The 13,236-nt window shown below is 36.1% G+C and carries 14 protein-coding genes and 1 riboswitch; of the genes, 11 read left to right on the forward strand and 3 right to left on the reverse strand.

Going from position 1 to position 13,236, the window contains the following annotated elements; all coding sequences use genetic code 11:
- Window positions 1-234: 234 nt before the first annotated feature.
- The gene (locus GIY83_RS16805) at window positions 235-2,352 is read right to left on the reverse strand and encodes a M3 family metallopeptidase (RefSeq protein WP_194616044.1); all 2,118 of its coding nucleotides are present in this window, start codon (window positions 2,350-2,352) and stop codon (window positions 235-237) included.
- Window positions 2,353-2,533: 181 nt separating this feature from the next.
- On the opposite strand from GIY83_RS16805, the gene GIY83_RS16810 reads away from it, so the two are divergent.
- From GIY83_RS16810 to GIY83_RS16860, 11 genes are all read left to right on the forward strand, one after another.
- Complete coding sequence (locus GIY83_RS16810; RefSeq protein WP_208682565.1) at window positions 2,534-3,196, forward strand: queuosine precursor transporter; 663 nt, start codon at window positions 2,534-2,536, stop codon at window positions 3,194-3,196.
- Between the two features lie 14 nt (window positions 3,197-3,210).
- A complete protein-coding gene (locus GIY83_RS16815) occupies window positions 3,211-3,888 on the forward strand; it encodes a hypothetical protein (protein WP_208682566.1) in 678 nt (225 codons plus the stop codon).
- A complete protein-coding gene (locus tag GIY83_RS16820; protein ID WP_208682567.1) occupies window positions 3,888-4,460 on the forward strand; it encodes a DNA-3-methyladenine glycosylase I in 573 nt (190 codons plus the stop codon). Before GIY83_RS16815 ends, GIY83_RS16820 begins: the two co-directional genes overlap by 1 nt.
- A gap of 109 nt (window positions 4,461-4,569) precedes the next feature.
- Window positions 4,570-4,667: riboswitch (TPP riboswitch) on the forward strand.
- Window positions 4,668-4,732: 65 nt separating this feature from the next.
- Window positions 4,733-4,939 (forward strand): sulfur carrier protein ThiS, encoded by a 207-nt coding sequence (gene thiS, locus GIY83_RS16825; protein ID WP_208682569.1) that lies wholly within the window; start codon window positions 4,733-4,735, stop codon window positions 4,937-4,939.
- A 262-nt stretch (window positions 4,940-5,201) separates the two neighbouring features.
- Complete coding sequence (thiC, locus tag GIY83_RS16830) at window positions 5,202-7,025, forward strand: phosphomethylpyrimidine synthase ThiC (protein WP_194616040.1); 1,824 nt, start codon at window positions 5,202-5,204, stop codon at window positions 7,023-7,025.
- Between the two features lie 43 nt (window positions 7,026-7,068).
- Complete coding sequence (locus GIY83_RS16835; RefSeq protein ID WP_208682571.1) at window positions 7,069-7,659, forward strand: thiamine phosphate synthase; 591 nt, start codon at window positions 7,069-7,071, stop codon at window positions 7,657-7,659.
- Complete coding sequence (locus GIY83_RS16840) at window positions 7,626-8,381, forward strand: hydroxymethylpyrimidine/phosphomethylpyrimidine kinase (protein WP_208682573.1); 756 nt, start codon at window positions 7,626-7,628, stop codon at window positions 8,379-8,381. Before GIY83_RS16835 ends, GIY83_RS16840 begins: the two co-directional genes overlap by 34 nt.
- Window positions 8,371-9,009: a thiamine phosphate synthase gene (locus GIY83_RS16845; RefSeq protein ID WP_208682574.1), complete on the forward strand. Its 639-nt coding sequence runs from the start codon at window positions 8,371-8,373 to the stop codon at window positions 9,007-9,009. Before GIY83_RS16840 ends, GIY83_RS16845 begins: the two co-directional genes overlap by 11 nt.
- On the forward strand, window positions 8,990-9,766 hold the full coding sequence (locus tag GIY83_RS16850; protein ID WP_305038386.1) for a thiazole synthase: 777 nt from the start codon (window positions 8,990-8,992) through the stop codon (window positions 9,764-9,766). The genes GIY83_RS16845 and GIY83_RS16850 overlap by 20 nt, the downstream gene beginning before the upstream one ends.
- 120 nt (window positions 9,767-9,886) lie before the next feature.
- Window positions 9,887-10,999 carry a 2-iminoacetate synthase ThiH gene (gene thiH, locus GIY83_RS16855; protein WP_194616036.1) on the forward strand — a complete coding sequence of 371 codons (1,113 nt, stop codon included), beginning with the start codon at window positions 9,887-9,889 and terminating at the stop codon, window positions 10,997-10,999.
- 70 nt (window positions 11,000-11,069) lie between these two features.
- Entirely contained in the window at window positions 11,070-11,780 is a 711-nt protein-coding gene (locus tag GIY83_RS16860) for a HesA/MoeB/ThiF family protein (RefSeq protein ID WP_194616035.1), read from the forward strand.
- Here GIY83_RS16860 and GIY83_RS16865 read toward each other — a convergent pair.
- Window positions 11,777-12,571 carry an MOSC domain-containing protein gene (locus GIY83_RS16865; protein WP_194616034.1) on the reverse strand — a complete coding sequence of 265 codons (795 nt, stop codon included), beginning with the start codon at window positions 12,569-12,571 and terminating at the stop codon, window positions 11,777-11,779. The genes GIY83_RS16860 and GIY83_RS16865 overlap by 4 nt on opposite strands.
- A complete protein-coding gene (aat, locus tag GIY83_RS16870; RefSeq protein ID WP_194616033.1) occupies window positions 12,571-13,212 on the reverse strand; it encodes a leucyl/phenylalanyl-tRNA--protein transferase in 642 nt (213 codons plus the stop codon). Before aat ends, GIY83_RS16865 begins: the two co-directional genes overlap by 1 nt.
- Window positions 13,213-13,236 lie beyond the last annotated feature (24 nt).

Below are 13,236 nucleotides of genomic sequence, written 5' to 3' on the forward strand. Positions count from 1 at the left end.
GTATTGTGCTCCCGTGGTTGAAACCACGGGCTATATTTGAAGATAGAAATTAAATTGGGCTTTCACAAAAGTTCCTCACACTCTTGGTTTTAAAGTTTAACAAACCCGATAAACTTGCTGCTAAAATCTTTTCAATCCTTAAAATCTGTCTCCCAAAAACCCACCTTCAAACTTCATAAAAAAATCCCCGAATAATTATATTATCCGGGGATTTCAACAAAGAATTTAATCTTATTATTTTTTATCTATAATCGGGAAATTTCTCGCACGCATTAAAGCATCAGACTTAGGAGCTCTTCCTCTGAAGTTCTCATAAGCTTTCTCCTGATCAATAGTATTTCCTACACTGAAAACACTATCATAAAGACGTTTAGCCACTTCTTTATCATAGGGTCCTTTACCTTCTGTAAAAGCTTCATAAGCATCTGCATTGATTACATCAGCCCATAAATAACTATAATACCCAGCCGAATATCCATCTCCTGAGAAAATATGTCCAAATTGAGGAATTCTGTGACGCATTACAATTTCTGAAGGCATATGAAGCGCTTCTAACGTTTCTTTTTCAAATTTGTGAGGATCAATAGGCGTAGTCGTCAAATGCAGCTTCATATCGATCAACGAGCTTGAAATCGTTTCTACAGTAGAGAATCCTTCACCAAAATTAGATGCTTTTTCAATTCTGTCTACCAATGATTGTGGTAATGGTTGATTTGTTTTATAATGTAAAGCAAATTTATTCAATACTTCAGGAGTAGCCAACCAGTGCTCTAATAATTGAGATGGGAACTCTACGTAATCTCTCGCAACAGATGTTCCTGCTAAACTTGGATACGTTACATTAGAACATAATCCGTGAAGTGCATGTCCAAATTCATGAAACAAAGTTGTAGCATCTTCCCAAGAAATTAAAACCGGATCGTTTCCAGTTCCTTTTATAAAATTACAATTATTAGAAACAATTGTAAGAACTTCTCCATCCATTTTTTGTTGATCACGGTAAGCATTCATCCACGCACCAGAACGTTTTCCTGCACGTGCATAAGGATCAAAATACCATAATCCTACAACTTTACCAGTTAACTTATTACTTACTTCCCAAACACGAACATCAGGGTGGTAAACAGGAACATTGGTAATTTGTTTGAAACTTAAGTTAAATAATTCTCCAGCAACCCAAAACATACCTTCACGTAAGTTTTCTAATTGCAAGTAAGGCTTAACCTCATTTTGATCTAAATCGTATTTTGCTTTTCTAACTTTCTCAGCATAATAACGGTAATCCCAAGGCTGAATTTTAAATTTACCACCTTCGGCATCAACAATTTTCTGCATCTCAGCAACATCCTGATGTACCTTTTCTACAGCTGGCTCCCAAACCGACATCATCAAATCTATTGTTTTCTTAGGATCTTTTGCCATTTTGTTAGACAAACTCCAGTCAGCAAAAGTAGGGAAACCTAACAAATTAGCTTTTTGAGTACGAAATTGCAAAATAGAAACAAGCGTTGCGTTGTTGTCATTTGCATTGCCATTATCGCCACGTTTTACAAAAATTTCAAATGCTTTTTCTCTTAAATCTCTACGAGTAGAGAACGTTAAAAACGGCTCTATAGACGAACGTGTATTGGCAACACACCCCATAACATCCAGCTTTCTGCTTTTTGCTTCCGCGATTGCAGCATTTTTTACTTCAGCCGGCAAACCGTCAAAATCACTTTCTGTTTTTAATGCTACATATTGATTGTGCTCTTCTGCCAATAAATTTTGACTAAATTTAGTATAAAGACTTGCCAGTTCCTGATTAATTTTAGCAACTTTCTCTTTGTCTTTTTCATTCAGTTTTGCCCCTTCACGAACAAAATCAGTATAATACAACCAAATTAAACGTTGTTGTTCACTGGTTAGCTTTTTACTTTCCTTTGAGTTGTACAACGTTTCTATTCTGGTGAATAATTTTTTATTCTGTAAGACCTTGTCATTAAAAGCAGACAGTTTAGGAGACATTTCTGTTTCAACAGCGTCAAATTCCGGAGTACTTAAAGTAGAACCGTAAATTCCGTAAACAGTATAAATTCGGGATATTGTTTTACCTGAACGCTCTAAAGCTGCAATGGTATTATCAAAAGTTGGTGCTTTTGGATTATTTGCAATAGCATCAACCTCGTTTAGTTTTTCCTGAATCGCAAATTGAAGTGCAGGTTTAAAATCTGAAACCTTGTACTCATTAAAAGCAGGAACTCCTCCGTAAGGCCCTGTCCATTTTTTCAACAATGGATTATCTGAATTGTTTTGCGCAGTGGCTGTAAATAAAGTTGTTCCCATGAGAAAAATTGTCATTAATTTTTTCATTATCATTAATTTGATTTAAAATAAAATAAAACATGTTATTGTTTCAAATGTAACCAAAAATCAGCATTCGAAGTAAAATTTTAACTTTCAGATTTACATCACATTACATTTTATTTCATAATTATCCATTCTCAATTATAAAGAAATAGTTTAAATTTGGCACATCATTTTACCATATCACATGTTTAAAACCCGAAAAGAAATTGTTTTTGTAGTCCTTGCAGGCATTTTTATAACCAATGCCGTTGTAGCAGAACTTATTGGAGGAAAATTAATTCAAATTGGACCATTTGTAATGAGTATTGGTATCCTGCCATGGCCAATCGTTTTTTTAACAACAGATTTAATCAATGAATATTTTGGCGAAAAGGGCGTAAAAAAACTATCGTTTATAACAGCATGTTTAATTGCTTATGCCTTTCTAATATTGTTTATGGCTATCGTGATACCTGCCGCAAAAGGAATTAGTCCTGTAAACGACGAACAATTCCAGGCTGTTTTCGGACAAAGTATGTGGATAATCGTAGGTAGTTTAATCGCCTTTATGGCATCTCAGTTAATCGATGTATGGATATTTTGGTTCTTTAAAAAACGAACCGGAGAAAAAAAGATATGGCTAAGAGCAACCGGATCAACTGTAATTTCACAACTATTTGACTCCTTTATTGTACTGGGAATTGCTTTTTGGCTGCCAGGAAAAATCAATTTCGAAACTTTTATATCCTCTGGACTAACAGGTTATATTTTTAAACTTTCGGTTGCTGTTTTGCTAACCCCATTGATTTATCTGGGGCACCATTTGATAAAAAAATATTTAGAAGAAGACCCTACTAACAAAGAATAAGATTACCTTGTAGTATGAAAAAGACAATTGCCATCTTACTTTTTTCAATAGCCTATTTTTTTATAGGCTGTGGTAACGACGCAAAAAAACTATCTAAACAAGAAAAAGCTTATCCTGTAAATAAACTACAACCTGCTTCGACAAAAATCTTTAAGAAAGCAGCTCCAAAAGCGGCAGTTCTTCCTAATTCCAAAAAAAAATATAGTACCGACACAAAGAATATATTTGCTGTAAAAGAAGAAAATGACTTAAAGCCGCAAATTCAAAACGAAAAAACAGAAACTACTAACACTTTAGACTTTAGCGAAGAGGCAAATAAAACCTTAATGACCTTTGTTAATTTACGCAAAATACTTTCCGGCAGTAAGATTGGACAAACCTTAACTCAGGAACAACTCACTCAAAAATTCGAAATTCCTGAAGAAGCCGTTAAACTTGTAAAAAGCATTACAAAAACAGATGAAGATGAAATTGCCGTAAAATGGCGTTCTACATGGTTTGTAGAAAAGGTATCTGATGCCAAATTCAAAGACGGTTTAATGAAAATTACTTTCAAAGCCAATAAACTATACACTTCAGGAACTGCAATAGGCATCAAATACGACAAAAAAATCTATAACGAATTGGTCATAATTGGCCGTTCTGCTTATATTCCGGGTGTAAAAGGATATAGCTGGCAAATAGGAAAATAATGGATAACGAAAATAAAATAAGATGTGGTTGGTGTTCTGCCAGCGATTTATACAAAAAATACCATGACGAAGAATGGGGCGTTCCCGTTTACGACGACCCATCTTTATTCGAATTCCTAATCCTCGAAACTTTTCAGGCCGGTTTAAGCTGGATCACTATTTTAAACAAAAGAGAAAATTTCAGAGTCGCTTTTGATCATTTCGATTATAAAAAAATAGCCCAATATCCCGAAGAGAAAATAGAATCCCTGTTACAAGATACCGGAATCATTCGCAACAAACTTAAAATCCTCTCAACAGTTACAAACGCACAAGCCTTTATAAAAGTGCAGGAAGAATTTGGAAGTTTCTCTGATTATATCTGGAAATTCATCAACGGAAAACCCATCAATAACAATCCAAAAACCTTAAAAGACGTCCCTGCCACTACTCCACTTTCAGACGAAATTAGTAAAGATCTAAAAAAAAGAGGCTTTAAATTTGTAGGTTCAACCGTGATTTACGCCCACATGCAAGCCACCGGAATGGTCAATGATCATATCGAAGACTGCTTTACCCGCAAGGGGAAGTAGTCGCAGTTTTTAGTCTCAGTCACAGTCTCGGTTTTCAGTTTTTTTCACAACCTCAAACCTGAAACTTGAAATTTTTTTAAACTTCCAAACAAAAAATACATATATTTGCTTCACACTTTAGGGGTGTCTACTAATAAGTAGGCTGAGATTTTACCCTCTGAACCTGATCTAGTTCATACTAGCGTAGGGAAAAGTAAGATGACTTCTGCGCGCATTTTTATGCACAATTGTAGCCATTCCTAAAGTATAACTATATACTAAATTCAAAAGGAATGGAACTAAAAATCAATCAACAAATCAAACAATTCAATACTGAATGGCTAAGCATTCAATCATTGCTCGATCTCGAAATTCCCCACAAACAAAACGGAATCGCCGTTGCCATTAACAATACCGTTGTTCCAAAAATAAACTGGAACCAACATCTCGTGCGCGAAACCGACGAAATTCTAATTATTTCAGCAACACAAGGAGGGTAATACAGCTGCCTAAACGGGCTATCCTTTGCAAGTCCGCAGTCGTCAACCAAAAAAAATATAGTCTTAGTAAAGCTTCCGCTGGTCGCTTTCCTAATCCTTATTTTTTACAGTTTTCTCCTTTAGAGGCTTTCCTCTTCTATCCCTGGCAGAAAGAACAAATTCCAAAAATTAAATTCCAAATTCCAATTGACATACAAGTCGTAGACGCACTGCTGTGCGTTTCTACATAACCCATAACCCATAACTTATAACTTCTTTTCCTATGACTACAGAAGAACAAATCTCCAGAACCCCTTTTCCAAACTCCAAGAAAGTATATGTAAAAGGCGAAATTCACCCCATAGAAGTGGCAATGCGCGAAGTAATCCTAAGCGACACCAAACTTTCTAATGGCGGAATCGAAAAAAATCCACCTGTAACAATTTACGACACATCAGGCCCATACACAGATCCTAATATCGAAATTGACATTCGTAAAGGATTACCAAGATTACGAGAAGAATGGATCTTAAACCGAAATGATGTCGAAATACTAAGCGAAATCACATCAGATTACGGACAAACCCGATTGAAAGACGAAAGTTTAAATCACCTTCGTTTCGAATATTTGCATCAGCCAAAACGAGCCAAAAAAGGAGTAAACGTAACACAATTGTATTACGCCAAACAAGGTATCATAACACCGGAAATGGAATATATAGCGATTCGCGAAAACCAACGCATCGAACTTTTGAACGAACAAACCAAAGCCATGAAATGTCAGCACAGCGGACATAGTTTTGGAGCCAACACACCAAAAAGTAAAATCACCCCGGAATTTGTTCGCAGCGAAGTCGCTTGCGGAAGAGCCATTATCCCAAACAACATCAACCATCCCGAAAGCGAACCCATGATTGTAGGGCGTAACTTTTTAGTAAAAATAAATGCCAATATTGGAAACAGCGCAGTAACGTCAAGCATCGAGGAAGAAGTAGAAAAAGCCGTTTGGGCTTGCCGTTGGGGAGCTGACACCATTATGGATTTATCTACCGGAAAAAACATTCACGAAACCAGAGAATGGATTATTCGTAATTCGCCAGTACCAATAGGGACAGTTCCTATTTATCAGGCATTGGAAAAAGTAAAAGGAATCGCCGAAGATTTAACCTGGGAAGTTTTCCGTGATACCTTAATCGAACAGGCTGAACAAGGGGTTTCGTATTTCACCATTCACGCCGGAGTTTTGTTACGTTACATTCATTTAACCGCTGATCGCGTTACCGGAATCGTTTCCCGTGGCGGATCGATTATGGCAAAATGGTGTTTATTTCATCATAAAGAAAACTTTTTATACACCCACTTCGAGGAAATTTGCGAAATCATGAAACAATATGATGTAGCTTTTTCTTTAGGAGATGGTTTACGTCCGGGATCTATTGCAGATGCTAACGACGCTGCACAATTCGCCGAATTGGAAACACTTGGTGAACTAACCAAAATCGCCTGGAAACATGATGTTCAGGTTTTCATAGAAGGTCCAGGTCACGTACCAATGCACATGATTAAGGAAAATATGGACAAACAATTAGAACATTGCCATGAAGCGCCATTTTATACATTAGGACCTTTAACGACAGATATTGCACCGGGTTACGATCACATCACATCGGCAATTGGAGCCGCAATGATTGGCTGGTACGGTTGCGCGATGCTGTGCTATGTTACACCAAAAGAACATCTTGGTTTACCTAACAAAAAAGACGTGAAAGACGGTGTAATCACCTATAAAATATCCGCTCATGCTGCCGATTTAGCCAAAGGTCATCCGGGAGCACAATACCGTGACAATGCCTTGAGTAAAGCCCGTTTCGAATTTCGTTGGGAAGATCAGTTTAATTTATCATTAGATCCGGATACAGCACGAGAATTTCACGATGAAACACTTCCTGCAGATGGTGCGAAAGTCGCTCATTTCTGTTCGATGTGCGGACCAAAATTCTGCTCGATGAAAATATCTCAGGAAATTCGTGATGTAGCTGCTGCTGAAAAAGGAATGCAGGAGAAATCAGAGGAATTTATTGAGCAAGGGAAAGAGATTTATATCTAAGGAAAAGGATAGAACAAAGAGAATAGAATAAAGAGGAAAGACTATGATTGTAATTACAAATCCTTCTGCTATTGCAAATGAAATCAGCATTATTGATTCTTTACTGGAAGAAGGATTGTCTTTGCTTCATATCCGGAAACCTGATTTTTCTGCGATCGAAATGGCTCGTTTGATTCATCAGATAAAACTGGAGTTTCGTTCTAATCTGGTTTTGCACAATCATCATCAATTAGCCGAAGATTTTGGAATAAAGCGAATTCATTTTTCACAAAAAGACAGGAAAAATAGTTTTTCAATTCGTCAGGATGAAAAGATATTATCAACATCAACGCATTCTATTGAAGATTTCAATTCTTTAGAAAATGATTTTGATTATGCCTTTTTAAGCCCTGTTTTCAAAAGTATTTCTAAAGCAGATTATCATCCAAAAGAAAACCTTTTTGAAGCTTTAAAACGAAGAACAAATCACAAAACAAAAGTGATCGCTTTAGGCGGAATTGATGCTGAAAACATTGCAAAAACTCTTGAAAACGGTTTTGCTAATGTCGCTCTTTTAGGAACCATCTGGAATAATGAAAACCCGATAAAACAATTCAAATTATGTCAACAAATCGCCCAATCGTACTTAGTATAGCTGGTTTTGACCCCACTGCTGGCGCTGGTGTTTTGGCTGACATCAAAACATTTGAGCAACATCAGGTTACCGGATTTGCCATTACAACGGGGAATACCATTCAGACTGAAAATGAGTTTTTTGAAATTGAATGGACTGATTTAAGTTTTGTTATTCGATCTATTGAAACTTTATTTCAAAACTATAAAATCAAAGCGGTAAAAATTGGAATTGTACCTTCATTAGATTATTTAAACCAAATTCTTTCAGCAATAAAATTAGTGTCCCCAACTACACAAATTGTTTGGGATCCGGTTTTAAAATCAACTACAGCGTTCGAATTCATAAATATGGATGATCAACTGGATTTATATAAAATTCTATCAAAAATTGATTTGATTACACCCAATTATAACGAAGCCCAAATTTTATTTCCAGGTTTTATTTCGAATCAGCTTTCGCTTAAAAATGAAATCCCAACTTCTGTTTTACTAAAAGGCGGGCACAATCCTTCTGAAATTGGAACAGATCGTTTATTGCTGAAAGATGAAGTTATTGATTTACTTCCATCTAATAAAAAATGCTTTGAAAAACACGGTTCCGGCTGTGTATTATCATCTGCAATTACAGCACATTTAGCTTTGAATTACCCCCTAATCAAATCGTGCAAAAATGCTAAAACCTACATTGAAAAATACCTGAGTTCAACTTCAAATCTAATCGGATATCACTATGTACCATAAATTGCAATACATCTCACAAGGAAACACAATCGAAAAACAATTGTACAATATTCATCAGGCGCTGGACGCCGGATGCGATTGGGTGCAAATGCGATTTAAAAACCAAACTACCAAAGATACTTTTGCTTTAGCGGAAGCAGTAAAGTTTTTATGCGAAGAATATCTCGCCAATTTCATTGTAAATGACAATCTCTATCTCGCTCAGCAAATTGCCGCTGACGGAGTTCATCTAGGTTTATCAGACATGAAAATTGATGAAGCGCGAGCTATTTTAGGCAATACCAAAATTATTGGAGGAACAGCAAATACTTTTGAAGATATTGAAAATCACGTAAAAAACGGCTGTGATTATATTGGATTAGGTCCATTTCGATTTACCAGTACAAAAGAGAAATTAAGTCCAATTTTAGGCTTATCAGGCTATGTTTCCATTATTGAAAAGATGAAAAACAGGAATCTTAAAACTCCGGTTTATGCCATTGGCGGCATCACTTTAGAAGATATAAATCCTTTAATGGAAACCGGAATTCATGGTATTGCAGTTTCAGGAATGATTACCAATAGTGATCAAAAGAAGAAATTAATTCAACAACTAAACGAAAAGTTATATGCAAACGTCATTGTTTAAAATTGGAGACAAAACCTTAACCTCCCGCCTATTTTTAGGAACGGGGAAATTTGGTTCGAACCTTGAAATGGAAGAAGCTATTTTAGCTTCTGAAAGTGAATTGGTTACCGTTGCCCTAAAACGCATCGATTTAGAAACAGAAACCGATGCTATTTTATCGCATTTACAACATCCTAATATTCATTTATTACCCAATACTTCCGGCGCGAGAAATGCCAAAGAAGCTGTTTTCGCTGCACAATTGGCCAGAGAAGCTTTAGAAACAAACTGGTTAAAGCTAGAAATTCACCCCGATCCTAAATACTTAATGCCGGATCCCATAGAAACTTTAAGAGCAACAGAAGAACTGGCTAAACTTGGTTTCTTCGTTTTGCCGTACATCCATGCTGATCCTGTTTTGTGCAAACATTTAGAAAACGCAGGAACAACCGCTGTGATGCCTTTAGGTTCAACAATTGGCAGTAACAAAGGCCTTAAAACAATAGATTTTCTCGAAATTATAATCGAACAAAGCAACGTTCCCGTAATCGTAGACGCCGGAATTGGATCACCATCTGACGCTGCAAAAGCAATGGAAATTGGCGCTGATGCTGTTTTAGTAAACACCGCAATCGCCGTAGCCGGAAATCCAAAACTAATGGCGGAAGCTTTTAAGGAAGCGGTTATTGCAGGCAGAAAGGCTTTTGAGGCTAAAATTGCTCATCAGCAGAATTATGCTGTAGCTTCTAGTCCTTTAACATCTTTTTTATATGACTAATGTATTTAACCGCAAAGTTCGCTAAGCTTTGCGAACTCTTCGTCAAAAATAAGGAAACCCAAAGCTTATCAAACTTTGCGTAAACCTTAGCGCTCTTTGCGGTAAAAAACCACAATCCAAATGAAAACATTCAAATCTGTTTTTGAACAATACGACTGGAATACTATTCAATCAAAAATATACCAAACCACATCAAAAGATGTAGAACGCTCCTTGGCCAAAACCAAACGAAATCTCGATGATTTCCTAGTTCTGATTTCTCCCGTTGCACAAAATTATCTGGAGCAAATGGCACAGGAATGTCATGAAATCACCAAAAAACGTTTTGGTAAGACGATTCAAATGTATGCACCGCTTTATTTAAGCAATGAATGCCAAAACATTTGTACCTATTGCGGTTTTAGTTTAGACAATAAAATCAAACGTAAAACCCTTTCTGATGCTGAGATTAAAATCGAAGTCGAAGCTTTGAAAAATGTTGGTTTCGATCATGTTTTACTAGTAACCGGAGAAGCCAATTATACCGTAAATATCAATTACTTCCTGAATGCCATTGCTTTGATACGAAAAGAATTTTCGATTATTTCAGTTGAAGTTCAGCCACTTTCTACCGAAGATTACGAGCGTTTGCACAAAGCAGGCGTCTATTCTGTTTTGGTATATCAGGAAACGTATCATCAGGAGGTCTATAAAAAATACCATACCAAAGGCAAAAAATCAAATTTCGATTATAGATTAGAAACCCCTGACAGAATTGGAACGGCGGGAATTCACAAAATAGGTTTAGGCGTTTTATTAGGTTTGGAAGAATGGCGAACAGATAGCTTCTTTAACGCTCTGCATCTGGATTATCTTCAGAAGAAATACTGGCAGACTAAATACTCTGTTTCTTTCCCCAGATTACGTCCTGCCGAAGGCATTATCGAACCCAATTTTATTATGGACGATAAGGATCTAACACAACTTATTTGTGCGTATCGCTTATGGAATGAAGATCTTGAAATCTCGATTTCGACCAGAGAAAATGAAAAATTCAGAAACAACATTATCCCTATTGGAGTGACAAGTATGAGCGCCGGATCTAAAACCAATCCGGGTGGTTATGTGGTTGATCCGCAATCTTTAGAACAATTTGAAATCAGCGATGAACGCTCAGCAAAAGAAATCGCACAAATCATAACAAATTCAGGTTACGAACCAGTTTGGAAAGATTGGGATAAATGTTACGGGTAAGGAAATTTCAAACTACAAATTCCCAATTCCAACAATCTAAAATCTAAAATCAACACTCTAAAATCTAAAGATGAGTATTATACAAGAATTCCTCCGTTATAACAGACAAACCATTCTTCCTGAAATTGGTGACCAAGGTCAGGAAAAACTAAAAAAAGTAAAAGTTTTGGTCATTGGTGCCGGAGGTCTAGGCTGTCCGATTCTGCAATATATTGCGACTGCTGGCGTAGGTCTTATAGGCATTATGGATTTTGATACGATCGAAATTCACAACTTACACCGCCAGATTTTATATACCGAAAGTGAAATTGGTCAACAAAAAGCTCTTGTTGCGAAAAAAGTGGTTTCGGAACTCAATCCTTTAATCGAAGTAATTGCGATCAGAGAAAAACTGACTATTGAAAATGCCGAAAAAATCATTCAACAATATGATATTGTGGTAGATGGTTCAGATAATTTTACAACGCGTTATCTGGTAAATGACACTTGTGTTGCTTTACAAAAACCATTGGTTTACGGAAGTATTCTAAAATTCGAAGGACAAGTCGCTGTTTTCAATCACAACGGAAGTAAAAATTTACGTGATTTATTCCCTGAAATGCCGGATCCAAAAGATGTTCCAAATTGTGATTTGAATGGTGTTTTAGGAACTTTACCCGGAATAATAGGAACTATGATGGCGCACGAAACCCTTAAATTAATTTTAGAATTGCCTACTTTAAAAAATGAATTGGTACTCTTTAATACAATCAATTGGAACTTTACAAAACTGAATTTCTAGAATACAATGTCATCTCCAACACTAATAGTTCCTGAATTCAGACTTACAATATTAGTCCCAAATAAAACAGAATTATCCACCACTCGATATTTACTTAAGGTTTTGAGAGGTTCTTTTTTTAATTTACCATTTTCTGGATCATTATTCACCATAATACACCTTCCGCAGGGTTTTATGTTTTTAAATTGTACTGTTCCAATTTTGAAAGTCGTAAAATCATCTTCTTCATGAGACGTTTGGGTACTGATTACAATATTGGGGCGAAATCTTAAAATGGTGATTTTATCTGTTAATTTTTCATTTAGAAAATCCAAACTCTGACTTCCTATCATTAAATAAGGATAACCATCGGCAAGACTTACATTGAAAGTTTCTTTTAGTCGGGAACTTTCATGTTTACGATCTCCGGGTTTAATGATTTTAACCAGTTTACATTGAAAACCCAAATGTTCAGTGAACCATTTAGAAGTTGATTCGTTCACTTCTATAACTTCACTTTTATCATCCCAAACATTCACCGCTATCGAATTCTCTAAATGTTCATCAATAGAAAATTCATGCTTTTGATCCTGAAATGTAATGCTGATTTTTCCGCCTGAAATCTGTGGATAAAACTGACTCATAATACGATGTTCCCTCTGCGTTATCATTTGATTATCTGCATCAATCAACATCCATCTGCGGTCATTTTCGAATCCCATTTCTTCGGCTAAAGCTGTTTGGCAACTAATTCCCGCTAAGCTTTTTATCGGATAAATATAAATTTCTTTTACACTGTAAACTGCACTCATTATTCCTTATTTTCTATAATAGACATAAATTCTTCACGATCGATTTCGCGGCAACCTAAACTCTCTAAATGAGGATTATAAACCTGACAATCTAAAAGCTTATAATTCTCTTTTTTTAAATAATTTACCAAAGCAATAAAAGCGACTTTTGACGCATTTGATACTTTTGAAAACATACTTTCACCACAAAAAACATGGCCTAAATCGATACCATATAATCCTCCAACCAAAACCTCATCCTGCCAAACCTCAACAGATTTTGCAATTCCCTGTTCATTCAATTTGCAATACGCATCGATCATTTCGTTTGAAATCCAGGTTCCGTTTTGTCCGTCGCGTTTTATGTTCTGGCAATTCGAAATAACGTCTTTGAAGTTTTTATTCAAAGTAACTTTAAACTGATTCCTGTTCAGGATATTACGCATGCTTTTAGACACAATCAATTCATCCAGAAACAAAACCATTCTTGGATCTGGCGACCACCAAAGAATTGGATCTCCTTCATTAAACCAAGGGAAAATTCCGCTTTTGTAAGCCAATTTCAAGCGCTCCGGATCTAAATCACCGCCTATGGCAAGAATTCCTTCTTCATCAGACTCTGAAACGGGAGGAAAAAATAAATCGTTGAATACGTAGTACATTTTTTAAATTCCAAAATTTTTAAA

This window comes from Flavobacterium sp. SLB02 (assembly GCF_009664855.1).
GTDB lineage: Bacteria > Bacteroidota > Bacteroidia > Flavobacteriales > Flavobacteriaceae > Flavobacterium.

Bases quoted from the DNA above. Each gene is read 5' to 3' on its own strand.
- GIY83_RS16805 (WP_194616044.1), bottom strand. From the start codon at position 2,352: ATGAAAAAATTAATGACAATTTTTCTCATGGGAACAACTTTATTTACA.
- GIY83_RS16810 (WP_208682565.1), top strand. From the start codon at position 2,534: ATGTTTAAAACCCGAAAAGAAATTGTTTTTGTAGTCCTTGCAGGCATT.
- GIY83_RS16815 (WP_208682566.1), top strand. From the start codon at position 3,211: ATGAAAAAGACAATTGCCATCTTACTTTTTTCAATAGCCTATTTTTTT.
- GIY83_RS16820 (WP_208682567.1), top strand. From the start codon at position 3,888: ATGGATAACGAAAATAAAATAAGATGTGGTTGGTGTTCTGCCAGCGAT.
- thiS (WP_208682569.1), top strand. From the start codon at position 4,733: ATGGAACTAAAAATCAATCAACAAATCAAACAATTCAATACTGAATGG.
- thiC (WP_194616040.1), top strand. From the start codon at position 5,202: ATGACTACAGAAGAACAAATCTCCAGAACCCCTTTTCCAAACTCCAAG.
- GIY83_RS16835 (WP_208682571.1), top strand. From the start codon at position 7,069: ATGATTGTAATTACAAATCCTTCTGCTATTGCAAATGAAATCAGCATT.
- GIY83_RS16840 (WP_208682573.1), top strand. From the start codon at position 7,626: ATGTCAACAAATCGCCCAATCGTACTTAGTATAGCTGGTTTTGACCCC.
- GIY83_RS16845 (WP_208682574.1), top strand. From the start codon at position 8,371: ATGTACCATAAATTGCAATACATCTCACAAGGAAACACAATCGAAAAA.
- GIY83_RS16850 (WP_305038386.1), top strand. From the start codon at position 8,990: ATGCAAACGTCATTGTTTAAAATTGGAGACAAAACCTTAACCTCCCGC.
- thiH (WP_194616036.1), top strand. From the start codon at position 9,887: ATGAAAACATTCAAATCTGTTTTTGAACAATACGACTGGAATACTATT.
- GIY83_RS16860 (WP_194616035.1), top strand. From the start codon at position 11,070: ATGAGTATTATACAAGAATTCCTCCGTTATAACAGACAAACCATTCTT.
- GIY83_RS16865 (WP_194616034.1), bottom strand. From the start codon at position 12,571: ATGAGTGCAGTTTACAGTGTAAAAGAAATTTATATTTATCCGATAAAA.
- aat (WP_194616033.1), bottom strand. From the start codon at position 13,212: ATGTACTACGTATTCAACGATTTATTTTTTCCTCCCGTTTCAGAGTCT.